Source organism: Pseudomonas sp. 50_B (genome assembly GCF_017491625.1).
GTDB classification, from domain to species: Bacteria; Pseudomonadota; Gammaproteobacteria; order Pseudomonadales; family Pseudomonadaceae; genus Aquipseudomonas; species Aquipseudomonas danubii.
In genome coordinates this window covers 198,669-222,706 of the sequence record NZ_JAFGYX010000009.1, presented here as the reverse complement: position 1 = coordinate 222,706, position 24,038 = coordinate 198,669, and the positions used below count along the sequence as shown (strand labels likewise).

21 protein-coding genes are annotated in these 24,038 nt (G+C 63.5%); 11 read left to right on the top strand and 10 right to left on the bottom strand.

Annotated elements, in window-relative coordinates:
- Positions 1–74 precede the first annotated feature (74 nt).
- Entirely contained in the window at positions 75–512 is a 438-nt protein-coding gene (locus tag J5M73_RS15310; protein WP_115581522.1) for a TadE/TadG family type IV pilus assembly protein, read from the top strand.
- Entirely contained in the window at positions 509–3,271 is a 2,763-nt protein-coding gene (locus J5M73_RS15305) for an ATP-binding protein (RefSeq protein ID WP_207815841.1), read from the top strand. The genes J5M73_RS15310 and J5M73_RS15305 overlap by 4 nt, the downstream gene beginning before the upstream one ends.
- Here J5M73_RS15305 and J5M73_RS15300 read toward each other — a convergent pair.
- From J5M73_RS15300 to J5M73_RS15280, 5 genes are all read right to left on the bottom strand, one after another.
- A complete protein-coding gene (locus tag J5M73_RS15300) occupies positions 3,256–5,274 on the bottom strand; it encodes a pilus assembly protein TadG-related protein (RefSeq protein WP_207167013.1) in 2,019 nt (672 codons plus the stop codon). The two genes, J5M73_RS15305 and J5M73_RS15300, sit on opposite strands and share 16 nt — an antisense overlap.
- Before the next feature lie 177 nt (positions 5,275–5,451).
- Complete coding sequence (locus J5M73_RS15295; protein WP_102881942.1) at positions 5,452–6,009, bottom strand: DUF4136 domain-containing protein; 558 nt, start codon at positions 6,007–6,009, stop codon at positions 5,452–5,454.
- Positions 6,010–6,050: 41 nt separating this feature from the next.
- Positions 6,051–6,659, bottom strand: a complete 609-nt coding sequence (locus tag J5M73_RS15290; protein WP_102863003.1) for a DUF4136 domain-containing protein — start codon at positions 6,657–6,659, stop codon at positions 6,051–6,053.
- Between the two features lie 11 nt (positions 6,660–6,670).
- The gene (locus J5M73_RS15285; protein WP_102863002.1) at positions 6,671–7,420 is read right to left on the bottom strand and encodes a methyltransferase; all 750 of its coding nucleotides are present in this window, start codon (positions 7,418–7,420) and stop codon (positions 6,671–6,673) included.
- The gene (locus J5M73_RS15280; RefSeq protein ID WP_102863001.1) at positions 7,417–7,722 is read right to left on the bottom strand and encodes a MazG-like family protein; all 306 of its coding nucleotides are present in this window, start codon (positions 7,720–7,722) and stop codon (positions 7,417–7,419) included. Before J5M73_RS15280 ends, J5M73_RS15285 begins: the two co-directional genes overlap by 4 nt.
- Before the next feature lie 189 nt (positions 7,723–7,911).
- On the opposite strand from J5M73_RS15280, the gene J5M73_RS15275 reads away from it, so the two are divergent.
- Both J5M73_RS15275 and J5M73_RS15270 read left to right on the top strand, forming a co-directional pair.
- Positions 7,912–8,205 carry a hypothetical protein gene (locus J5M73_RS15275; RefSeq protein WP_102863000.1) on the top strand — a complete coding sequence of 98 codons (294 nt, stop codon included), beginning with the start codon at positions 7,912–7,914 and terminating at the stop codon, positions 8,203–8,205.
- A gap of 67 nt (positions 8,206–8,272) precedes the next feature.
- Positions 8,273–9,619 carry an MATE family efflux transporter gene (locus J5M73_RS15270; RefSeq protein ID WP_110650868.1) on the top strand — a complete coding sequence of 449 codons (1,347 nt, stop codon included), beginning with the start codon at positions 8,273–8,275 and terminating at the stop codon, positions 9,617–9,619.
- Here J5M73_RS15270 and J5M73_RS15265 read toward each other — a convergent pair.
- The 5 genes from J5M73_RS15265 to J5M73_RS15245 form a co-directional block, all read right to left on the bottom strand.
- The gene (locus J5M73_RS15265) at positions 9,613–10,488 is read right to left on the bottom strand and encodes an alpha/beta hydrolase (RefSeq protein ID WP_102862998.1); all 876 of its coding nucleotides are present in this window, start codon (positions 10,486–10,488) and stop codon (positions 9,613–9,615) included. The genes J5M73_RS15270 and J5M73_RS15265 overlap by 7 nt on opposite strands.
- 174 nt (positions 10,489–10,662) lie before the next feature.
- The gene (gene speA / locus J5M73_RS15260; protein ID WP_102862997.1) at positions 10,663–12,576 is read right to left on the bottom strand and encodes an arginine decarboxylase; all 1,914 of its coding nucleotides are present in this window, start codon (positions 12,574–12,576) and stop codon (positions 10,663–10,665) included.
- 222 nt (positions 12,577–12,798) lie between these two features.
- On the bottom strand, positions 12,799–13,170 hold the full coding sequence (locus J5M73_RS15255) for a translation initiation factor Sui1 (protein WP_015634001.1): 372 nt from the start codon (positions 13,168–13,170) through the stop codon (positions 12,799–12,801).
- A 201-nt stretch (positions 13,171–13,371) separates the two neighbouring features.
- Positions 13,372–13,908, bottom strand: coding sequence for an NUDIX hydrolase (locus J5M73_RS15250; protein ID WP_092319250.1), 537 nt, complete (start codon positions 13,906–13,908; stop codon positions 13,372–13,374).
- 3 nt (positions 13,909–13,911) lie between these two features.
- Positions 13,912–14,979, bottom strand: a complete 1,068-nt coding sequence (locus J5M73_RS15245) for a DUF2333 family protein (protein WP_102862996.1) — start codon at positions 14,977–14,979, stop codon at positions 13,912–13,914.
- A gap of 288 nt (positions 14,980–15,267) precedes the next feature.
- Here J5M73_RS15245 and J5M73_RS15240 point away from each other — a divergent pair, with 288 nt between their 5' ends.
- The 7 genes from J5M73_RS15240 (at position 15,268) to J5M73_RS15210 (ending at position 23,958) form a co-directional block, all read left to right on the top strand.
- A complete protein-coding gene (locus J5M73_RS15240) occupies positions 15,268–16,938 on the top strand; it encodes a PleD family two-component system response regulator (RefSeq protein WP_102862995.1) in 1,671 nt (556 codons plus the stop codon).
- Positions 16,939–16,991: 53 nt separating this feature from the next.
- Positions 16,992–18,953: a methyl-accepting chemotaxis protein gene (locus J5M73_RS15235; protein WP_102862994.1), complete on the top strand. Its 1,962-nt coding sequence runs from the start codon at positions 16,992–16,994 to the stop codon at positions 18,951–18,953.
- Between the two features lie 235 nt (positions 18,954–19,188).
- Positions 19,189–19,644: a type II 3-dehydroquinate dehydratase gene (gene aroQ, locus J5M73_RS15230; protein ID WP_025130565.1), complete on the top strand. Its 456-nt coding sequence runs from the start codon at positions 19,189–19,191 to the stop codon at positions 19,642–19,644.
- 24 nt (positions 19,645–19,668) lie between these two features.
- Entirely contained in the window at positions 19,669–20,130 is a 462-nt protein-coding gene (gene accB, locus J5M73_RS15225) for an acetyl-CoA carboxylase biotin carboxyl carrier protein (protein ID WP_015633997.1), read from the top strand.
- A gap of 17 nt (positions 20,131–20,147) precedes the next feature.
- Positions 20,148–21,509 carry an acetyl-CoA carboxylase biotin carboxylase subunit gene (accC, locus tag J5M73_RS15220; protein WP_015633996.1) on the top strand — a complete coding sequence of 454 codons (1,362 nt, stop codon included), beginning with the start codon at positions 20,148–20,150 and terminating at the stop codon, positions 21,507–21,509.
- 238 nt (positions 21,510–21,747) lie between these two features.
- Positions 21,748–22,626 (top strand): 50S ribosomal protein L11 methyltransferase, encoded by an 879-nt coding sequence (gene prmA / locus J5M73_RS15215; protein WP_102862993.1) that lies wholly within the window; start codon positions 21,748–21,750, stop codon positions 22,624–22,626.
- Positions 22,627–22,656: 30 nt separating this feature from the next.
- A complete protein-coding gene (locus J5M73_RS15210; RefSeq protein WP_102862992.1) occupies positions 22,657–23,958 on the top strand; it encodes a DUF3426 domain-containing protein in 1,302 nt (433 codons plus the stop codon).
- Positions 23,959–24,038 lie beyond the last annotated feature (80 nt).

Below are 24,038 nucleotides of genomic sequence, written 5' to 3'. Positions count from 1 at the left end.
CGCCTAAGAGGGTTCCTTTTGCCGGATTGATCCTATGCTCAATGGACATAGTGGTTGTCAGGGTAGACGCACTCATGAAACCGGGCCTCCCTAGAAAGCAGAAAGGTGCTGTGGCGATCGAGTTCGCCGCCGTGTTCGTGATCTTCTTCGCAGTGTTTTACGGCCTGGTCAGCTACAGCCTGCCGCTGCTGATGATGCAATCCTTCAACCAGGCGACCGCTGAAGCGGTGCGCCGGGCCGTGGCGGTCGACCCCAATACTGACGACTACGCCACCACAGTGCAGGACCTGGCCAACACGGTGGTGCAGAACCAGACCAACTGGATTCCGCCGGCCTTCAACTTCGCCGCCACCGACCACAGCGCGGTGTACGCCAACGGCGTACTCACAGTACGGATCGACTACCCCACCCAGAAACTCACCCAGGTACTGCCGCGCCTGGTATTACCGGTGGTCGGCCCGGTGCCCAACCTGCCCACCAACCTGAGCGCCATCTCGAGTGTGCAATTTTGACCTCTGGTGACAAGCTGCTTGGACGCTTGCTGGGGCGTCAGCCACTCCCCGCCGACGAGTCCCGGGTCCCGCCCCAGGCTGTTGGCCTGCAACTGGTACTCGACCCCCAGGGCCGGGTCCTCACCAGCAGCGGGCCATTGCGTCATGGGCTGGCCCAGTTGCCCCCCAGCGCCGAACCATCGCACCTGCTGGACTACATCCTGCCCGGCAGCACCCTGGCCCTCGAAGGCCGTCCCGCCGACTGGAGCGGACAAGTGCTGGACCTGGACCTGCGCGGGCTGGGTGGCAAGACCTTGCACCTGCGCGGCTGGCTCCAGCCCTGGGGCTCGCAATGGTTGCTGCATCTGCTGGACATCGGCGACCTGATCCAGCAACGCCAACAGGCCCTGAGCCGTGAGCAATGCCAGATCTTCGCCGCGCAGATCAGCGAACAGATCCGCCTGTGCAACCTGACCCGCCTGCCGGACGTGCTGCACGACCAACTCGCCGACCTGGCCCGCTACTGGCACATCCCCTGCCTGGGCCTGGCCTTGCTCGACGAACAGGAACAAAGCTGGGTCATCCACAGTTGCTACAGTGCCCATGACTCGCCCCGGTTGTGGCATGACGACCAGGACCTGGGGACTGGCCTGGATAGCCTGAGCGGCAATACACCGCTGCATCTGAATCAAATCCAGGGCCTGAATGAACACCCGCGATTGCAGGGCATCTTCGGTCATCGCGAAGGTTTTCTGGTGCCCTACCGGGACGACCATGGCGTCGCGGCCTGGCTGCTGTGCGGCTGTTACGCCGTACAGCAACACGCGCCCAACCTGCTGGACCGCGACTGGCTGATGCTCACTGCGGCCCTGGCCGGACCACTGCTCAGCCGCCTGCGGGAACAGCGTCATCACCTGCACCTGGAGCGCCTGGAAGCCCTGCAAGGGCTGCTGGGCACCGGTTGGTGGGAACTGCGCGCCGACACGGCCGAAGTGTTGCTGGCCAAGCCTCTGGCCGCCAGCCTGCAACTGCCCGCCGACAGCAACAGACTCAGCGTCCAGGAGTGGCTGGAACTGATTCATCCCGCCGACCGCGCCGAACTCAACAGCCGCCTGCAGGCCCTGAAGCTGGGCAAGCCGCTGCTGCTGTGCGTACGCCTGCACGAAGCTGACCCGAGCGCGGCGACGCGCTGGTACCGTTTGCAGGGCCAGGCCCTGGGACGAGGGGAACAGCAACGACTGGTGGGGTTCATGCTGGATATCAGCGATATCAAGAACCAACAGCAACAAGCCGCTGCCGCCCATGCCCGCCTGGACAACCTGATCGCCAGCTCGCCGGCGGTGATCTATGTCCAGCGCTACCTGGAAGGCGCTCTGCAACCGAGTTTTTTCAGCGCCAGCCTGCAACCGCTGCTGGGCTGGAGCCTGGAAGACTGCAACGAAGGCGCCGTGGCGGACTGGGTCCATCCCGAGGACCGCGACCTGTACTTCCAGCGCTGTCGCCAACTGCTGCGTGAGGGCAACGTCCATGCCCGCTACCGACTCCGGGATCGCCAGGGGAACTTTCACTGGGTACTGGACGAAGCCCGGCTGCTGCGCGATGACCTGGGCCTGCCGGTGGAAGCTGTTGGCCTGTGGCTGGACGTCACCGAAGCCACCCTGGCTGCCGAGCACGTGCGCCAGAGCGAAGAGCGCTACCGGATTCTGGTGGAAGACTCACCGGCGATGATCTGCCGCTACCGCCCGGACCTGACCCTGACCTTCGGCAACCGGCCGCTGGCGGCCTACCTGGAGTGCGCCGCCGAAGACCTGCCGGGGAGCAATCTCGGACAGTGGCTGTCCGCCGAACAGCGCGAGGGTTTTGAACGGCGGCTCACGTTGCTGAGCCCGGAGTTTCCGGTCAGCACCGCCGAGATCAACCTGCAACTGCCAGGGCGTGAACACGCCTGGTGGGTCTGGTCGGATCGTGGGGTATTCGATGAACAGGGGCAGTTGCTGGAAATCCAGGCCGTGGGCCGCGACAACACCGAAGTGCGGCGTTCCCAACAGCAACTGACGCAAAGCGCGAAAATGGCCACCCTGGGGGAAATGGCCACCGGCCTGGCCCATGAAATCAACCAGCCGCTCAACGTGATGCGCATGGCCATCGTCAATGTGCTCAAGCGCCTGAACAGTGGCGATATCCAGGTCGACTACCTGACCGAAAAACTCCATCGCATCGACGCTCAGGTCCAGCGGGCCGCTCGAGTGGTGGATCACATGCGGGTATTCGGCCGGCGCTCGGAGGTGGAGCAACAGCCCTTCAATCCGGCCCAGGCCATCGAGGGGACCCTGTCGCTGCTGGCCGAGGGCATGCGTGGCAAGGGGCTGGAACTGCGTATCAGCGAGCTGGGTTTCGAGGTTCAGGTGCTGGGCTTTGTCGACCAGTTGGAACAGGTGCTGATCAACCTTTTGGTGAATGCCCGAGACGCCCTGCTGGGCAAGCAGGGGCAGCAGAAGGATTTCAAACCCTGGATTGCCGTACACGGCCAGCGCGACGAACAGTGGGTGCGCCTGTGGGTCGAGGACAACGCCGGCGGCATCGACCCGCGGCTGCTGGAACGGATTTTCGAACCCTTCTTCACCACCAAGCCGGTGGGCGTCGGCACCGGGCTCGGTCTGTCGGTGAGCTACGGCATAGTCCAGAACATGGGCGGTCGCCTGAGTGTCAGCAACGGTCAGGACGGCGCACGCTTTTGCATCGAACTGCCAATTGTCCAGGCGGATCAGATCACCAGATAGGCCCTGCCCGTCTGCCCGCAGGTGAGGTTGGCACCGACCTCGACGTCCATCAGGCTGACCCCCAATGCCGCCAGCAGGTTGTTCAACAGCGGATCGAGCAAGGGGCTCAGCAGATTGCTGATCAACGGCATGATCAGGCTGGTGACACCATTGATCAGCCCTCCCGCGCCCGCCACCACCGAACCCAGGAGGTTGGCGCTGACCGGCTGGTAAACCTGCAGGCTGATCCCGGAGATAGTGCCCGACAGGCTGTTGACGAGGTTGTTGGTCGGGGCAGCGTTCTGGTAGCTCGGCGCCTGGTTGACGTTCGGGGGGACGGAAAAATCCGGCGCACCGCTTGAGTAAGTCAGGTCCCGCCCCAGGTTCGGCCCGGTCTGGCTGCGCCCCAGCGAAGCGTCGACCTTGATGCCGATGCCCCCGGCGGCGAAGGCTGTGCGTGCTGGCCCGCAACTGCCGATCCCGAGAATCTTGCGACAGGTCCAGATGCCCAGGTCGATGATCGGCAGCGGCGTCACCACAGGTTGCGTCGAGGAAGAGAACGTCGTGTTGGGATCAATCTGCCCGACCTTGATGTCGGCCAGGGACGATTCGCTGTGCGCCGTGAGGCTTTTGCTTCCGGTGTTGCCCGTCGGACAGCTGTAGTTGGTGACGTAGGCCTTGGCGCCCCCCAACTCCAGGTTGATGTCGATTCGCGGAGAAGGCAGCACTTGCGGGTCGACTTGCTGGCAGCCGGCGCCCAGCAGGCAGCCCACGGAGTTGATGGTGGCCGCCAGGTTCAGGCTCAGGACACTGTTGAGGGTCGGTGTCAGCGAACCCACCAGCCCCAGCACGGCATTGGCCAGGCCGGTCACCCCGGACAGGCCCGTGAGGTTGACCGAAACCAGCGTCCGTACCTGGGCTGTGCTCACATAGATGCGATTGGCTCCCAACGGATCGAGGATGGCCAGCCGAGGGTCACCGACCGCCGAGAACTGCGGTGGCTCGATGACCTTGACCCTGACCGTCACACTGGCCAGGCCCAGCAGGTTGGCCGGTATTACCGCCGCCACCGCGCTCTTGCTGTTGGCCAGTTGAACCATCGCTTGCAGCAGTTGGAACAGCTGCACGTTGGCATCCAGCGCGGTGGACACGGCACCGGTCTGCAGTTTCAGGATGTCCGCCAGTTCCAGCTCCGGTATCTGAGCACTCACCGCCGCCTGCAGGCTCCCCAGGGCCGCCAGTATGTCGGCGGTCGCGCCATTGGCCTGGACCACGGTGGCAGCAGTCTGGATCAGTTGAGTCAGGCTCGCCTGGGTGTTGAGCAACTGGGTGTAGTTGCCGGCGGCGACGCCCAGGTCGATGGCCAATTGGTCGAGGTAGCTCAGCAAATTGATATCGCTGTTGAGCAGGCCATTCCAGCCCACGGCACTGATGTTTAGACTGCCGCCGAGCATGTTGCCCACCAGGGCATTGAGCAACGCTGAGTTGGCGCTGTTGACGGTGGCGATGGTGCTGCGAATGCTCAGTTGCGCCAGCGGTGGCGTGGGTGCAGCCGCAACGGCTGTGGCCGTGAGCTGCGTGGTGAGGTTGATCGGACCTGGCGAGAACAGCGCAGCAACACCCGAGGCCACACTGATGGGGACGGTGTTAGTGGCGATTACCTGCACAGCCGCCGACTGCGCCGGGTTGGCATTGAAGGTACGCAAACCGTCGGCTCCGGTGCTCAGGAAGCCGCAGTTGGTGGTCAGGGTATTGCCGGCGGCGACGACGAAGCCATTGCGCACTGCACTCTGCCCGACATAGGTGGCCGCCGTCAGGCCGGCCAGGCAATTGCCGCCACGGCTGACGGCTTCCAGCGCCGCGTTGTCCGCTACCCGCTGCAACTTGCGCTGCTCCATGTAGAGCCGGCCGCTGTCCACCACCAGCAGCATCAGCAACAGCGCCAGGCCCAGGGTCGTTGCCGCCATCAGGCCAATGGCGCCACGTTGACGGGCCGGGCCGGTAAACCGCTTCAGAGGAGACATCGGGGCACTCCTTTACCGGCTCGCAGCCGAGCGCACTCTCCATCGATGCACAGCAGTGTAGTCAAAGGCCCGGGCCTGCGCTGGCAGGCTGCCAGCTCGCCTGACTGTCGGCGCAAAGGCGCGCCACAGGCTGTCTGCGGCGCTTGCCAAAGCCGGTGCTCCTGCCTGGTAAAGGCCTCAGTGCGGCGGGTAGTTCTGCAGGATTCGCATCACCGTAGTACGCACCGCAGTCGTGCGGTCGGCGGGATTGGGCGAGCTGCTGAGCATTTGTTCATCACTGCCACGCCACACCAGCCTGCCGTCCTTACCGTCCAGCAAGTCGATCTGAAGGGTCGCCACCTTGTAGGTGATGTTACGGGTCTCGTTGTACATCGGGCCGCCCCAGTAGCCATTCCATGGGCCACCCCAGCCTCCACCATAGTGGGTGGTGACCTGTTGCTGACGGTCCTCGACGATCAGATACGCCTGGACATTCAGGTCCGCCCGGCTCCCGCCCTGGGCCGGGCGCAGACCCCGCTGGTCCAATTGCTCGGCCACCGCCTGACGGATGCGCTGCTCGGTCAGGTCACTCTTGATGCGCGGATCGTCGGGGCGATATTGCAGGGCGGGTTCTTTCCAGCTCCAGCTGCGGTAGGCGCCAAAGTCCCGGCTGGCGTCAAAGTCATGATTGATCTGGTCAGCAGCGCAAGCACTGAGCAAGGCGGCACACACCAGTAACGCGATTCGATGGAACATGCTGTTTCTCCGCGTGAAGAGCAAAAACGGGCATCGTTCAACTAACTGGGAGGATAGGCGGCCATGGCCTTTTGCACTGCCTCACGCAGCGAATCGGCACGTTCACTCAGGCTGCCCCTGCTGCTGGTCTCGGCACTGGCGCTCCACACCGGCTGGCCGCTGGCGCCGTCAAACAGATTGACCCGGACCACCACGACCTCCACCTCGTAGGTGCGCACCACCGGCACGCTGCCGTACATGCCGTAACCCGGCCCGTAGCGGTTGTACCCCCCGTACCCACCATAACCATAATCGTCCCGGACCTGGCGCAGGCGCTTCTCCAGGTGCAGGTCGGCGCTGACCCACAGGTCCGCCGGACGCAGGTCTTGCACCGGTCGCAAACCCTGCTGATCCAGGGCATTGCTGACCGCCTCGGCGATCTGCGCCGAGTCGGCCCAGGCCGAGCCGTTGGGCAGGCGCCCATTGAGCCAGGCCCAGTTGCGGTAGCGCCCATAGTCCCGTTGCGGAGCCGGATAGGCGCTGCGGTCGAAGGTGTTGGCCGCTTGCGGCGGCGCCGGTGGCAGAGGCTTGCTACTGGCGACGTAGGGATTGCTGCCCTGACAGGCGGCAAGCCCGGAACACAGGAAGATCAGACCCAGGCGGCGTTTCATTGCGCACTCCGTTAGACCGGCCGGCACAGCCAATGCAGATAACGCCCAAGCCCGGCAAAACCTGGGTGTCGGCGGTGAGCCAATTCCATCTCCAGCAGATCCGTCAGCTCGGCGCGAGCCTGGAATTCCACCGGCATGTAATCGTGGAAAACCCGCACTCCGCTCTGGGTTTCGACTCGCCACAAGCCCTCAAGTTGCGCCGCCAGCTCGCGCGGATCAAGCGGTTGTTGTGGGGTCAGGCTCTGCTTCTCGCCGGCCATGTCGTTCTTGCGCAGCTTGCGGAAGTGGCCCTTGAGCAGATTGCGATAAACCAGGGCATCGCGGTTATAGAAGGCCAGGGACAGCCAGCCGTCGGCGCTGGTCAGTTGGTGCAGCACCGGCAGGATCGCGTGGGGTTCAGCCAGCCATTCCAACACCGCATGGCAGAGCACCAGGTCGTAGGGCTCGGTGAGCTGCCCCAACAACTCCTGCCAGGGCGCCTGGATGAAGGTCGCCTGCTGCCCGGCCTCGGCAAAACGCTGGCGGGCGCCTTCGAGCATCGGCGCGGCGGGCTCGGCCAGCGTCACCTGGTGCCCGTGCTGGGCCAGCCACAGTGACATGTGCCCAAGGCCGGCACCGATATCCAGCACTCGCAGCGGCCGCTCGGGCAGGCTTTCCTTGAGGTCGGCCTGGAGCACCGCAAGGCGGATCGCGCCTTTGGCGCCGCCATAGATCTTCTCGGCGAAACGAGTGGCCAGTTGGTCGAAATGCCGATCGCTCATGAGCAGAACCGCCGTTCGCTGTCCGCCAGCTTGCTGCGCACCACCTGGTCCATGTCCAGTCCCAGTTCACTGCATAGCAACAGCAGGTAGAGGACGATATCGCCTACCTCCTGTCCGGCGTGAGCCAGCTTGTCCGCGGGCAGTTGTCGCGACTGCTCCTCGGTCAGCCACTGGAAGATTTCCACCAGCTCCGCCATCTCGACACTGGCGGCCATGGCCAGGTTCTTCGGGCTGTGAAATTGCCGCCAATCGTTGTGGTCACGAATGGCGTGCAGGCGTTGGGTCAGTTGCTCTAGATTCATCGGGGTCTCCTGAAGGCGTATAGCTTCCGGGGGATAGCCGTGGGACGCAAGAGTGCTTTCGCCGGCCGGTCGGCTCCTACAGAATGAGCGGCCCCGGCAGCTTCTATGCTTAACAGGGAACTCGCTGCGGGCATTCATGGCCCAAGGTTGAGCTCGGGCACCCGCCCCCTCTTTCATCAGGACGCACACATGCAGGTAGAAAGTTTCTTCGAGTGGCTTGGCCAGGCCATAGGTTCGGTCATCCGGTTTATCGTCGACCTGCTCAGCGGGTTGTTCAATACCCTGACCCACGCCGGTGGCAACTTCGTCGACGGACTGTCCCGGGCCCTGGGAATGGACACCTCCATTGTCAGCATCATTGGCCTGATCATCGGCCTGATGTTCCTCTACTCGGCGATCCGCGCCTTCATGCGCGCCTCGATCATCCTCGGCATCATCTGGCTGGTGCTCGGTCTCTGGCTGCTGAGCTGGATCATCCACTGATTCCCTTCTGAAACCTCGGCGCCTCTCGTCGCCGAGGCTACAATGCCGGCTCTCGCAAGGAGCCCGCATGTCCCCCCTGATCACCGATTGGCATCATCGCCCCACCCATCGCCGCGTCTGGGCCCTGGCCGCGCCGATGATCCTGTCGAATATTTCCGTGCCCCTGGTGGCCCTGGTGGACAGCACCGTGATCGGTCACCTGCCACACGCCCATCAGTTGGGGGCCGTGGCAGTAGGCGCCAGCCTCTATACCTTCCTGGCCTGGGCCATGGGTTTTCTGCGCATGGGGGCCACCGGCTTTGCCGCCCAGGCCGCCGGCCGCGGCGACGGGGCTGCCCTGCGCCAGATCCTCCTCCAGGGCCTGTTGCTGGCCCTGGGCCTGGCACTGCTGCTGGGGGCCATCGGCGTGCCGCTGAGCGGCGCGGCCTTGCACCTGATGCAACCCTCGGCGGGCCTGGACCAGATGACCCGGGCATTTTTCCACACCCGATTGCTGGGCCTGCCAGCGGCCCTGGCCAGCTTCGCCCTGGTGGGCTGGTTCCTCGGCACCCAGAATGCCCGGGCACCGCTGGCCATACTGCTCAGTACCAACCTGGTGAACATCGCACTCAACCTGTGGTTCGTCCTGGGCCTGGACTGGGGCGTGGTGGGCTCGGCCCGGGCCTCGGTGATCGCCGAATGGACCGGGGCATTGATCGGCCTGGCCATGACCCGGCCGGCCCTGCGCGCCTATCCGGGACGGATCGTCTGGGCCGCGCTGCGCCGCTGGCAAAGCTGGCGCCCGCTGCTGGCAGTGAACCGCGACATCTTCATCCGCAGCCTGGCCCTGCAATCGGTGTTTTTCCTGATCACCGTACAAGGCGCCCGCCTCGGGGATGCCACGGTGGCAGCCAACGCTCTGCTGCTCAACGGCCTGTTGCTCACCGCCCATGCCCTGGACGGACTGGCCCACGCGGTGGAAGCCCTGTGCGGCCACGCCATCGGCGCCCACGATCGCCAGGCCCTGCGCCGTTCGCTGGTGGTGGCCGGTGGCTGGTCATTGCTGGCCAGCCTGGGATTCGCACTGATGTTCTTGCTAGGCGGCCACCTGTTCATCGAGATGCAGACCAACATTCCCGAGGTCCGCCAGACCGCCTTCACCTATTTGCCCTACCTTGCCGTACTGCCCCTGATCGCCGTCTGGAGCTACCTGCTGGACGGCCTGTTCATCGGTGCCACCCGAGCCCGGGAAATGCGCAACGGCATGCTCCTCACCGTGCTCCTGCTACTGCCCTTCGCCTGGGGCCTGCAAGGCTTCGGCAACCACGGCCTGTGGCTGACCTTTCTGCTGTTCATGCTCCTGCGCAGCCTGACCCTGGCAGCCTTCGCCTGGCACCTGGAACGACGCGATGGCTGGTTTGCCGGGGCTCACTGAGTCGGCGTCGACTCGACAAAGCCACTGACCCGATCCAGTACCGGCGCCAGCCCACGCAAGGGGCGAGACAGGGCGGCCACCAGCGTGGCGTGGCCAGTGCGGGAGAAATAGAACTCCTGCACCGGTACTCCAGCCGCTCGCAGCTTGCTGGCCAGGCCACCGGTATTACGCTGTGGGTTGACCAGCGAATCATCATCGGACGCTATCAGCAGCGCCGGCGGTGCGCCGCGGCTGACGTGGTTGATCGGCTGCGAGTCCGGCGGCGAATCAGGGTAGAAAAACACCGGGCGCACCTCAGGGTTGCGGATCGGCAGAAAGTCATAGGGCCCGGCCAGGCCGATCCAGCCCTTGATGATCTGCGGCGTAAGCCCGACTTGCCCCAGCAAGCGCGAGTCCAGGGCGAGCATGGCCGCGTTGTAGGCACCAGAACTGTGCCCCATCAGATACAACCGCCGCGGGTCGGCGCCAAACTCGCCGATATGTTCATGGGTCCAGGCCACGGCGCGGGCCGCGTCTTCAAGAAAGGCCGGATAGCGCACCTGTGGATACAGCCGGTAGTCCGCCAGGACCGCCACCATGCCCCGCGAGGCCAGGGCCTCGCCGACAAAGTCGTAGTCGTTGCGCGAGCCGCTGTTCCAACTGCCACCGTAAAAGAACACCACCACCGGTGCACCGGGAACCACCTGCCGGGGCTGATAGACATCCAGCTTCTGCCGTGGATCGCTGCCATAGGCAATGTCCCGGGTCTTGATAAAGGTGCTGTCGGGGGTCAGGGAATTAAGCGCCTTGAGCGGTGAACAGGCCGCCAGCAGGCTAAGCACCAGGGTGCCGAACAGCAGACGCCAGGCGCCTTTCGATGTATTGAGCATCAGCAAGCCTCGTTGCGCCCACCATGGACGCCTCTTTGCAGGCTAGCTGAAATGAAACGGTGCCCCCTCTTCCGTGGCGAACCTGGAAACCGTTCAAAAAAAAGCCGCGCCCTCCATCGCAGGGCGCGGCTTTGTGCCGGGACGGAACAGGCATCACTGGGGATGCCCGGGCCTTCAGGACGACAGGTAGGACGAGCGGGTCAGGCCCAAGCGCAAGGCGTCGAGGAACTGGGTGCGTTCGGCGGCGCTGATCTTGGCGCTGGCCACTTTATCGCGGTAATGAGTCATCAACTCCTCCGGCGACAAGTGCACGTAACGCAGCATGTCTTCGATGGTGTCGTGGGTCTCGATCCCGGCGTGGTACACGCTGCCATTGGGCCGCTGGTAGATGTTCACCGAGTCGGTGTCACCGAACAGGTTGTGCATGTCGCCGAGGATTTCCTGGTAGGCGCCCACCAGGAAGATCCCCAGCAGGTAGTCCTCGCCCTCGTTGAGACCATGAACCGGCAGGCTGGTCTCGATGCTCTGCTCATCGACGTACTGCTTGATCTTGCCGTCGGAGTCGCAGGTCAGGTCTTGCAGCACCGCGCGACGCAGCGGCTCTTCGTCCAGACGGTGCAACGGCAGGATCGGCAGCACCTGGCCGATGGCCCAGGTGTCCGGCAGGCTCTGGAACACCGAGAAGTTGCAGATGTACTTGTCCGCCAGCTTGTCATTGAGTTCGTCCAGCACCTGGCGGTGGGAACGCTGACGTGCCTTCAGCGAGTTGTGCAGGCGACGGCACACGGCGAAGTAACACTGCTCGGCCAGGGCTTTTTCGGCCAGGGTCAGCTTGCCGTCGGCATACTGGGCCGCCACGTCGCTCATGTAATGCGTGGCGCGCCAGTAGGTTTCGGTGACCATCTCGATGTCGGTCGGCCCCAGCAGGTCCACCAGCCATTGCACGGTTTCCGGCAGCTCTTCCTTGTTTTCGATCTTCGGCACGTCGTCGTTGTGTTTCTCGACGTCGGTCACCTGCACCACCAGCATGGCGTGGTGGGCGGTCAGGGAACGGCCGCTCTCGGAGAAGATGTGCGGGTGCGGCAGGTTCTGCGCATCGCAGAACTCCTTGAGCATGCCCACCACCACGCCGGCGTAGTCGTCCATGTCGTAGTTGATCGAGCTGGCGTTGCGCGAGTGGGTGCCGTCGTAGTCCACGCCCAGGCCACCGCCGACGTCGATGTGATCCACCGGCAAGCCGAGGTTGCGCAGCTCGCCGTAGTAGCGGATGGCTTCCTTGAAACCGTGCTGGTAGTCCGCCAGGTTGGCGATCTGCGAGCCCATGTGGAAGTGCAGCAGGCGGATGCCCTGGTCCAGGCCGGCGGCGCGGAAGCGCTCCACCACCGACAGCAGCTGCGCCGCCGACAGGCCAAACTTGGATTTCTCGCCGCCGGTGTCGGCCCACTTGCTCGACGCCAGGGACGACAGACGCACCCGCAGGCCCACCTGTGGCTTGACCTTGAGGGAGGCCGCTTCCTCGATCACCAGGCCCACTTCGGACTCTTTCTCGATGACGATGAACACGTTGTGGCCAAGCTTCTGGCCCATCAGCGCCAGGCGAATGAACTCACGATCCTTGTACCCGTTGCAGACGATGGTGCCGCCCTTGGGCGCCAGGGCCAGGACCGCCAGCAGTTCCGGCTTGGAGCCGGCTTCCAGGCCGATGGAGACGTTCTGGGTGGCGATGATGTTCTCGATCACCGCTTCTTGCTGGTTGACCTTGATCGGGTACAGGGCGGTGTACTTGCTCTGGTATTCCAGGCGCGCGATGTTGGCGTCGAAAGCGCCGGTCAGCTGGCGTACACGGTCCTGGAGGATGTCCGGGAAGCGCACCAGCAACGGCAGGGACAAGCCGCTCTTGCGCAGCTCCTCGACCTGCTCGAACAGATCGATGGGCAAACTGCTCGGGCCATTCGGGCGAACTTCGACGCGACCGGCGTCATTGATCGCGAAATACCCGGCCCCCCAATGGCGAATCCCGTAGACACTGCGGCTGTCCGCAACGGTCCATTGGCTGCCATCGTCTTTACGTGTGCGTCGTACGGACATCGAAGTCCCCTATAAAGAAGTCATAGAGCGCCGCCCCAATTCGGGGTCGGCGCAGTCTAAAGAATGAAAATGACGATTAGCCTGCAAGCGCAATAGACCGCGCCTGCCGTGCTGAGTTTAGAAACCGTTCATGAACAGGCTCTGTGAAAACCATGGAGACGACACCTGCGTCCTGAGCCAATCAAGACAGCGTCCAGTCAGAGGTGGTTTTCACAGAGGCTGCTAGCCGCCGGACTTCTTCGCCTTGAAACCGTGCTTGACCAGTTCCGCCAAGAGTAGCTCGACATGGTCACCCTGGATTTCAATGACGCCGTCCTTCAAGGCGCCACCGGTGCCACAGCGTTTCTTCAACGTGGTAGCAAGCTCCTTGAGGGCGTCTTCGGCCAGAGGCACGCCGGTGATGGTGGTCACCGTCTTGCCGCCACGGCCCTTGCTCTCGCGACGCACGCGGGCAATGCCGTCGCCGGCCGGAATCACGGTTTGTTTGCAGATACAGGCGGCCACCGGCTGGCTACAGTCCGGGCAATGTCGACCTGCGTCGGTGGAAAACACCAGGCCACCAAGGGCGGCGAAGGATGCGGCTTTTTTGGCCACCGGCAATCCTCTTGGGAGGACAAAGACTGGTCGAAGCACATGGCGGTGCCATCGACCGCGAAGCCCCACTCAGGCAGGGGCAGCGCTACTGAGCCGGGCGCCCTTGTTTAAGAAGCAGCATCGGTTCAGCTTGAAAAGTCGCGCAGTGTAACGGCAAAAAGCCCGGTTGCTAAGAGCCAATCAGCGTCAATTTATGCAACTTTAACGACGTCGGGCCAGATAACGTTGCAAGGCGGCCAGGGAGTCCGGGCAATAGGGCTTTTCGTGGATTTCCCGCAGCACCTGATCCAGGGGAATGAAGTGCGCTTCCAGGACTTCTTCCGGCTGCAAACGCAGCGGACCGTCCCACACGGCAGAGAACGCCGAACACCAGAGACGGTTGCCGGTGTCCTCGAAAAAGAAGTGATCATGGGCAGTCAGTTCGACGCCGCTCACCCCCAGTTCCTCTTCCAGTTCCCGGGCGGCGGATTCGGCATAGCTTTCAGTCGCCAGGACCATGCCACCGGCGGCAACATCCCAATAGCCCGGGTAGATGGCCTTGCTCAGGGTGCGCCGGTGCACGCACAGCTCACCGGCAGAATTGAACAGCATGATGTAGGTGCCACGCCCGATCAGGCCGCGCTCGCGCAGCTCCGAGCGGACCATGGCCCCCAGCAGTTGGTCTTCGCCATCGACCCAGGCTATTTCTTCAGCGTCGGAGGCGGCGCGATGGGCCGCCTCATTGGTGGTCGCAACCATGGATCAGCCTTGATTGAGCAGTTGGCGCAAGTCGATGACCGCTGCGTTGGCTCGGGAAATATAGTTGGCCATGACCAGCGAGTGGTTGGCCAGGACGCCGAAGCCGCTGCCATTGAGAATCATCGGGCTCCAGACCGGCTCCTGGGAGGCCTCCAGTTCGCGGATGATCTGACGCACGCTGACCGTAGCGTTCTTTTTCGCCAGCACGTCGGCGAAGTCCACTTCAATCGCACGCAGCAGGTGCGACAGCGCCCAGGCCTGGCCACGGGCTTCGTAGAAGACGTTATCGATCTGCATCCATGGGGTTTCCACCACTTCTTCATCCACCTGCGGGCCCTGGCCCGGGGCCGGCACTTCGGTTTTCAGTGCGGTGTTGAGCTTGACCCGGCCCACACTGGCCGACAGCCGTTGCGACAGCGAGCCCAGGCGCGTCCCTACATCACCCAGCCAGTTGTTGAGGTTGTCGGCACGGGCATAGAACTGCGCGGTCTTCTGGTTTGGATCGGAGAGGCGAGCCTGGTAGCGGCTAAGGGAATTGATGCCGTCCTGGTACTCGGACTCGCTGGACGGCAGCACCCAGCTCTTGTTGTCGAAGTTGAAGCGCGGTTCGGCCTTGGCCAGGTCGGAGTCTTCAGCGGACTGCGACTGGGAGCGGGCGAAGTCCTTGCGCAAGGCGCGGGTCAGGTCGCGGACCTGGACCAGCACGCCATATTCCCAGCTTGGCATGTTGTCCATCCACAGGCCCGGTGGAAAACGGTCGTTGGAGATATAGCCACCCGGCTTGTCCAGCAAGGTACCGACCACGGTCTTCAGGGTTTCCACGGTGGTGTAGCCCACCACCATCTGCCGGCCTTCCTTCTCGGCAGCGATCTGGGCGTTCTGCTGGACCGGGAACAGCGCAGGTTCCTGACTCCAGTACCAGCCCAGGCCGCCCGTGACCAACAGGTACAGGCCCAGCAAGGTGGCCAGGGCACGACTGAACAGCAGGCCACCGAAATAGCTGCGTGTCGCCGACTTGGGTTCGGCAGCACGATCCGGCGCGCTACCTGCGCGATTCTTCCAATCCAGCATGGCTATGTCCTTTCAATCACTTGGGTTCATCGGTTCGACCACAACCCTACTCCATCGTGCCTTGCCTTGACGGGATATATCTTCCGGCAAATGCGCGCCGCGCAATGATTGCGAATCAGGCGGTCACTATAAATGAAGCACACTCCAGAGCCTATGCGACCAGTGGGTCAGGAACTGAATAACCCCGCCTTGCACATTATTGACGTACGACACTCATGGGACACAAAAGTGGTGCTAGCATAGAGCCACCAGTCGACCTCAGCATGCACCCTACCTAGTAGTCAGGATATGACCGAGCCAGAAGACCCCAGCCGTGAGCGCCTCAAGCACCACTTTGCCCAGCGGGTAATTCATCAGGCACGTCAGATTCTTGAGATATGGCAGCGTCTGCAACGCAGCGAATGGTCCACCACCGACATGTCGGAACTGTGTGAAGCCAACCTGCGCCTGCTGCGTTTCGCTGAACGCTTCGAGCAACCCGAACATACCCAACTGGCCCGCAGCATCAGCCAATCGCTGGAGGCTGTCGATGCCAATCGCGGTCGCCTGAGCAGCAACCTGATCACCGACCTCAATCGCTTGATGCAGCGTTTGTCGCGCACCGGCCTGCGCCACGGCGACCAGTTGGAACAGACCTTCCTGCCGCCGTTGCGCAAACCCATCTACGTAATGTTGCAGGATCACGACCGGGCCGAGCGCCTGGCCAAGCAACTGGAGTTCTTTGGCCTCACAGCCCAGTCCCTGGACAGCATCGCCGCCTTTCGTTCGTCCATGGTCGAGCGTTTGCCCGCGGCCATCGTCATTGATGTGGACTTCTGCGGCCCCGGCATGGGCCTGACCCTGGCAGCCGAAGCCCAGGTCGGCCTGGAGCAGAAACTGCCGCTGCTGTTCTTCAGCCTGCATGAAACCGACACCCCGACTCGCCTGGCGGCAGTACGCGCCGGCGGCCAGGAGTTCCTGACTGGCACCCTGGAAGCTTCCAGCCTGCTGGAAAAGATCGAAGTGCTGACCTGCGTCGCCCAGTACGAGCCTTATAAAGTGCTGATCATCGACGACTCCCGGGCCCAGGCACTGCATACCGAGCGCCTGCTCAACAGCGCCGGGATCGTCACCCGCACCCTGATCGAACCGATCCAGGCCATGGCCGAGCTGGCGGACTTCCAGCCGGACCTGATCATCCTCGACATGTACATGCCGGCCTGCACCGGCACCGAGCTGGCCAAGGTGATCCGCCACAACGACCGTTATGTCAGCGTGCCGATCATCTACCTGTCCGCCGAGGACGACCTGGACAAGCAACTGGACGCCATGAGCGAAGGCGGCGATGACTTCCTCACCAAGCCCATCAAGCCGCGGCACCTGATCACCACCGTGCGCAACCGCGCCGCCCGGGCGCGCAACCTCAAGGCACGGATGGTCCGCGACAGCCTCACCGGCCTGTACAACCACACCCACATTCTGCAACTGCTGGAAGACTGCAGCTTCCGCGCCCGCCGCGAGGGCAAGCCGCTGAGCTTCGCCATGCTCGACATCGACCACTTCAAGCGGGTCAACGACAGCCACGGCCACCCCATGGGCGACCGGGTGATCAAGAGCCTGGCGCTGTTTCTCAAGCAGCGTCTGCGCAAGACCGACTTCATCGGCCGCTACGGCGGCGAAGAGTTTGCCATCGTCATGCCCGACACCGATCAGGACGCCGCCTGCAAGGTTCTGGACGAAATCCGCCAGCGCTTTGCCGAGATCCATTACCCGGCCCAGCCTCAAGACCTGTGGTGCACCTTCAGCGCCGGCGTGGTGGAGATGCAAGAAGACTCCGACAGCCTGATGATGGCCAGCCAGGCGGACGAGGCGCTGTACCGCGCCAAGCACGGCGGTCGCAACCGAGTGCAGGCCGCACGGCAATCAAGTCAAAGTGCCATCTTTTCATCCGAATCCACAGATTCGGTCATAACCTTGTAATGCAAACGCAATAAATTCAGGCGCTTACCATTTTTGCCGTTGGTAGAGCCCTGATGCGCCTGAAGCTGCTGACCAATCTCAATACTCTGCTGTTAGTTGCCGTCTGCCTGGCCCTGGGGGCCACGCTCTGGTGGTCACAACGAGCCCTGGAGCGCCCCTATCTGCTGATGGAGCGCTACCTGGGACTGTCCCAGCAGTTTCAAAATCAGGTAGCGCGCAATATCGAAGACTACCTGGCCAGCGGCGACGCCCTGCGCCTGAGTAGCGCAGCCCAGGCCATTGAGGCCGTGCAAGGCGAACTGACCGAGCTGCCGCCGCAACTCGCGCAAAGCTTGCGCCCGAGCCTGGCCAGCCTCGATGACTTCAGCAAGACCGACCTGCTGGCCGCGGGCAAGCTGGCCGGCGATCCCCAGGCCCTGCTGCTGCAGGCCGAGCGGGAGCTGGGGGCCAACCTGGAACAGCTCAGCCAGTACGCCAGCGGGACCAAGACCGCAGAAGGCGCCACTTACCTGCCCTTGCTGCTCACCGCTGCGCAGCACCTGGGCAAACTGTCCCTGGCCCGGGACAAGTTGGTGAGCAGCGGCCGCAGCGAACTGGCCGCCGATGTCGAACGCGAAGTCAACAACATCAAGGCCCAGGCCGACCGGCTCGAAACCCTGCCTTTATTAGGGGTGGCCGCCAGCAGCGAATCGGGCACCGATGACTTTGCCGCCCTGATGGGCCTGGAAAACACCCAGAAAGCCACTGCCGAAGACGCCGGCATCGGCCTCAAGCGCGAACTCCACAGCCTGCTCAACCGCTACCCGGCGGAACTGCAGCGCACCCGCGAGCAGATCCAGAAACGCGCCGACCTGAGTGCCGCGACCCTGCTGAAGATCACCGCCGTGCGCCAGGCCATCGCCGAGCTGGAACCGGCGGTGCGGGCCCAGCACGGTCAGATCCAGGGCGAGGTACGGCTGATCCAGGGGCTGATGATCGGCCTGATCCTGCTGATCGCCCTGGTCATCGACACCTTGCAGCGCAAGCTGGCCCGGGTCCTGACCAACCTGGCCCCGGCGCTGTCGACCTGGGCCGAAGGCGACTTCAGCCGACCGATCCAACTGGGCAAGACCAACCGCGAACTGCACGCCATCGAAGAATCCCTCAATCGCCTGCGGGCCTACCTGGTGGATCTGGTGGGCACCATTCGCCAGAACGCCGAGCAAGTGGCCGGCAGCAGCCGCGCCCTGGCTGACCTCAGCAGCGGCCTGCACAGCGGGGCCGAGCGCCAGGCCGGCGATACCGCGCAGATCCGCGATGCCCTGGGGGAGCTGGAAGCCACCATCCAGCAGGTTGCCGGTGACGCCAGCCAGGCCGCCGATGCCAGCCGCAGCGCTGGCCTTGCGGTGCAACAGGGGCAGAAAGTCATAGGCCTGAGCCTGACCGGGCTGCACGCCCTGGTGGGTGAGGTACAGGGCAACGCGCAGATGATCGAGCACCTGGCCCAGGAGTCCGCCACCATTGGCGGCGTGCTGACCGTGATCCGCTCCATTGCCGAACAGACCAACCTGCTGGCCCTCAACGCCGCCATCGAAGCCGCTCGCGCCGGGGAAATGGGCCGCGGCTTTGCCGTGGTCGCCGAAGAAGTGCGCTCCCTGGCCCAGCGTACCGCCGGCGCTACGGCAGAGATCCAGACCCTGATCGCTGGCCTGCAGGCCGCCGCGCAACAATCGGTGCAAGGCATGCGTGCCCAGGTGGAACACGCCGAAGCCACCGCCAGCCAGGCCCAGGCCGCCGACGGTGCCCTGGACGAAATCGTTGGGGCGATCCAGACCATTGCCGACACCGCCGTGCGCATCGCCGATGTCACCGCCCAGCAAAGCGGCGCGGTCAGCGAGATCCGCGACCACAGCGAGCGCATCCATCAGTTGGGCGGCGACAACCTGCTGCGCATCGGCGAAGGCCGGGCCCAGGGCGAGAACTTGCTGGACCTCGGGGGACAATTGCATACGGCGGTGCAAGCCTTCCGCGTCTAAGCTCTGCCTGCGCCCCGGTTTTCCCTGACAAACGCCCCATCATCGGCGAAACGGCTGGCCGGGAGTGCAGCGCTCTCACCCTGCAGGCAAATGACCGGATTTAAGTGCTTGGTCACATATTTTGCGCAAACATCGGTCATCGTGCTGGCTATTGCAGAGAACTGGACAGTCATAAAGTCTTTCCGGCATAGTCGCCGGGTTCTGACAACAGCACCCCGATAACAAGGAACAACCGATGGCCACCCTACTGGTGCTTCACGGCCCCAACCTGAACCTGCTCGGCACCCGTGAACCGGGGGTCTACGGTGCAACCACCCTGGCCCAGATCAACCAGGACCTGGAGCAGCGGGCCCGTGATGCCGGGCACCATCTGCAGTATCTGCAGAGCAATGCCGAGTACGAATTGATCGAACGTATCCATGCCGCCCGCGATGAAGGCGTGGACTTCATTTTGATCAATCCAGCAGCTTTTACACATACAAGCGTCGCATTACGTGACGCGCTGCTGGCAGTGAGCATCCCATTCATCGAAGTGCATTTGTCCAACGTGCACAAACGCGAACCTTTCCGCCATCACTCCTACTTCTCCGACGTTGCGGTGGGAGTGATCTGCGGCCTTGGCGCCAGCGGTTACCGACTGGCCCTGGAGGCCGCACTAGAGCAGCTTGAACAACAAGCTAAACGCCCCTGACCGACCCTTGGGAGTTGATGATTCATGGATATCCGTAAAGTTAAGAAACTGATCGAACTGCTGGAAGAGTCCGGCATCGACGAGTTGGAGATCAAGGAAGGCGAAGAGTCCGTGCGCATCAGCCGCCACAGCAAGACTCCAGCCCAGCAGTACTACGCACCGGCTCCGGTTGCCGCCCCCGTAGCTGCACCTGCCGCTGCCGCCCCGGCCGCCGCCGCTGCTCCTGCCGCCCCCGCCGCACCTGCGCTGAACGGCACCGTGGCCCGCTCGCCAATGGTCGGTACTTTCTACCGCAAGTCTTCGCCTACCTCGCCAGCCTTCGTTGAAGTCGGCCAGAGCGTGAAGAAGGGCGACACCCTGTGCATCGTCGAAGCGATGAAGATGATGAACCACATCGAAGCTGAAACCAGCGGTGTGATCGAATCCATTCTTGTCGAAGACGGCCAGCCGGTTGAGTACGACCAACCGCTGTTCACCATCGTTTGAACCGCGGAGAGTCTTTGATGTTGAAGCCTGCGAAGTTGGAAAAAGTCCTGATCGCCAACCGCGGCGAAATCGCCCTGCGGATCCTGCGTGCCTGCAAGGAAATGGGGATCAAGACCGTCGCCGTCTACTCCAAGGCCGACAAGGAGCTGATGCACCTGGGCCTGGCGGACGAATCCGTCTGCATCGGGCCTGCGCAAGCCGCGCAGTCCTACCTGCACATTCCGGCCATCATCGCGGCCGCTGAAGTCACTGGCGCTACGGCAATCCACCCTGGCTACGGCTTCCTGGCGGAAAACGCCGACTTCGCCGAACAGGTGGAAAACTCCGGTTTCGCCTTCATCGGCCCGAAAGCTGAAACCATCCGCCTGATGGGCGACAAGGTTTCCGCCAAGCACGCCATGATCGCGGCGGGTGTTCCTACGGTTCCAGGTTCCGACGGCCCACTGCCGGAAGACGAAGAAACCGCCCTGCGCATTGGCCGTGAAGTCGGCTACCCGGTGATCATCAAGGCCGCTGGCGGCGGCGGTGGTCGCGGCATGCGCGTGGTGCACAAGGAAGAAGACCTGATCGCCTCGGCGAAGCTGACCCGTTCCGAAGCCGGCGCGGCGTTTGGCAACCCGATGGTCTACCTGGAGAAGTTCCTGACCAACCCACGTCACGTGGAAGTCCAGGTGCTGTCCGACGGCCAGGGCAACGCCATCCACCTGGGCGACCGCGACTGCTCGCTGCAGCGTCGTCACCAGAAAGTCCTCGAAGAAGCGCCGGCACCGGGCATCGACGAGACTGCGCGCCAGGAAGTCTTCGCCCGCTGCGTCAAGGCGTGCATCGACATCGGCTACCGCGGTGCCGGTACGTTCGAGTTCCTTTACGAGAACGGCCGCTTCTACTTCATCGAGATGAACACTCGCGTGCAGGTAGAGCACCCGGTTTCGGAAATGGTCACTGGTATCGACATCGTCAAGGAGATGCTCAGCATCGCCGCCGGCAACAAGCTGTCGTTCACCCAGGATGACGTGGTCATTCGCGGTCACGCCCTGGAATGCCGGATCAACGCCGAAGACCCGAAAACCTTCATGCCAAGCCCAGGCACGGTCAAGCATTTCCATGCTCCGGGCGGCAACGGCGTGCGCGTCGACTCGCACCTGTACAGCGGTTACGCGGTTCCACCGAACTACGATTCGTTGATCGGCAAGCTGATCACCTATGGGGCGACCCGTGACGAAGCCATGGCGCGCATGCGCAATGCGCTGGACGAAATCGTCGTCGACGGAATCAAGACCAACATCCCGCTGCACCGCGATCTGACCCGTGACGAAGGCTTCTGCAAAGGGGGCGTGAACATTCACTACCTCGAGCACAAGCTGGCCGAGCAACACTGATCGGCACTCGCCACACCGACAAGGCCGCTTTCGAGCGGCCTTGTCGTATCTGTCATTTGCCCCTGCGCGCCCCTTTGCCCGCCAACCGCACAGCGGCCATTGCGTGCACTCCCCGATCAACGGCCAACGCGAGCAAGAACTAGGCGTCCCCCTCGCTCCTGCGGGTCGTCTCGCGTAAACTTGCGCGCTTCTCGCGGCCCGCTAGGCTGCACATCACATATTTTCAAAGGTGCCCGCCATGCCTTGGCTGCAAGTCCGTCTCGCCATCAGCCCAGAACAAGCCGAAACCTATGAAGACGCTTTTCTTGAAGTCGGTGCCGTCTCGGTCACCTTCATGGACGCCGAGGATCAGCCGATCTTCGAACCCGAACTCAATACCACGCCACTGTGGTCCCACACTCACTTGCTGGCTCTGTTCGAAGGCGGCACTGAAGCCGCCAGCGTGCTCGCTCATCTGGAACTGCTGACCGGCAGCCCGTTGCCCGAGCACCACAGCGAAGTCATCGAGGACCAGGACTGGGAACGCAGCTGGATGGACAACTTCCAGCCGATGCGTTTCGGCCAGCGCCTGTGGATCGTTCCAAGCTGGCACGCCGCACCGGAGCCTGACGCGGTCAACCTGCTGCTGGACCCGGGCCTGGCCTTCGGCACCGGCACCCACCCGACCACCGCGCTGTGCCTGGAGTGGCTGGACGGCCAGGACCTCAAGGACTGCAATGTGCTGGACTTTGGTTGCGGCTCGGGAATCCTCGCCATCGCTGCCCTGCTGCTGGGCGCCAAGCAAGCGGTCGGCACCGATATCGATGTCCAGGCACTGGAAGCCTCCCGCGACAACGCCGGGCGCAACGGTATTGCCGACGAACTGTTCCCGCTGTACCTGCCCGAGCAACTGCCACAAGTACAGGCCGATGTGCTGGTGGCCAATATCCTGGCCGGCCCGCTGGTCTCCCTGGCCCCGCAACTGTCCGGCCTGGTGAAGTCCGGAGGACGCCTGGCACTCTCCGGCATCCTCGCCGAACAAGGCGAAGAGGTGGCTGCGGCCTATGCCCAGGACTTCGATCTGGATCCGATCGCCACCCTCGATGGCTGGGTGCGCATCACCGGCCGTCGGCGCTAGAATGGCCGCCTGCATAATCCGGATGGCCGCATGACCGACAGTTTCGTCACCCAGTGCCCGCATTGCCAAACCAGGTTCCGTGTCAGCCATGCTCAGTTGAGCGTGGCCCGCGGGGTGGTTCGCTGTGGCTCCTGCCTGCAGGTGTTCAACGCCGCGCGGCAGTTGCTTGAGCAGCGCGCCGCCAAGGAAAACGCAACGTCCAGGCCGGCGGCGAAACCGGCACCCGCGCCCGCTGCGCCGCCTAAACCCGAGCAGCCGCCCGCCCCCGCACCAACGCCGGCGGCGGCGCCTCCCCAGCGTGCCATCAGCCAGAAACAATGGTCGGCCGCCGAGATGGACCTGGATCACCTGGACCTCGACGAGGAATTGGCCAAGCTCGAGCAACGGGAGATCCAGCCGGCCAAGGCCTTTGGCCAGGAACGCGAACACCAGGAAGACAGCCTCAGTGCCCGTCGCGACCCTCAGGGCGCCGACGAAGCCCACTGGCCCGACGGCCTGTTCGGCAGCGCCAGTGAACACGACGAGTCCGAGCCCGCCGCCCTCAAGGCCCAGACGCATCAGGACGACAGCGCCCCCGAGCCGGCCCGCCCCAGTCGCACCGAGCCTTCGCTGTCCTTCAACCTGGCGGATCTGGATGACGAGCCAAAGACGCCGAAACTGCGCCATGACGACGACCTGGAACCCTTCGAGGCCCAGGTGTCCACAGACGCCGACGAACACGACGAACCATCGCCAGCAGCCTCCCCCGGCAAGAAACGCCGCGAACGCAGCGAGCCCGGAGTCAAGGAGGATGTACTGCTGGACCTGGTGGACGATCCGATCCACCTCGATTGGCAGAAACGCCGCTCGCCCTGGGGCCGGCGCCTGCTCTGGCTGCTGCTGATCCTGCTGGCCGCCGGCGGCCTGGTCGGACAATACGTCGCGTATCACTTCGACGAGCTCGCACGCCAGGACCAGTACCGGCCGTGGTTCCAGGAGTTGTGCCCGGAGCTCGGCTGTACGGTGCCATCCCGGGTGGATATCGCCCGAATCAAGAGCAGCAACCTGGTGGTACGCAGCCACCCGGAATTCAGCGGGGCGCTGGTGGTGGACGCCATCATCTATAACCGAGCGCCCTTCTCCCAACCCTTCCCTCTGCTGGAGCTGCGCTTCGCCGACCTCAACGGCCACCTGATTGCCAGCCGCAGTTTCAAACCCGGGGAGTACCTGGGCGGCGAGATGCAGGATGTGGCGGAAATGCCACCGCAGACGCCGATTCACATCGCCCTGGATATTCTCGACCCAGGACCGAAAGCGGTGAACTACAGTCTGAGTTTCCACTCGCCCGAGTGAATCGGCTGATCAGACTAACGGACAACTCTGGATTGACGACAGATTTATGACTGTATCGCTCAGATTGATCACCGGGCGAT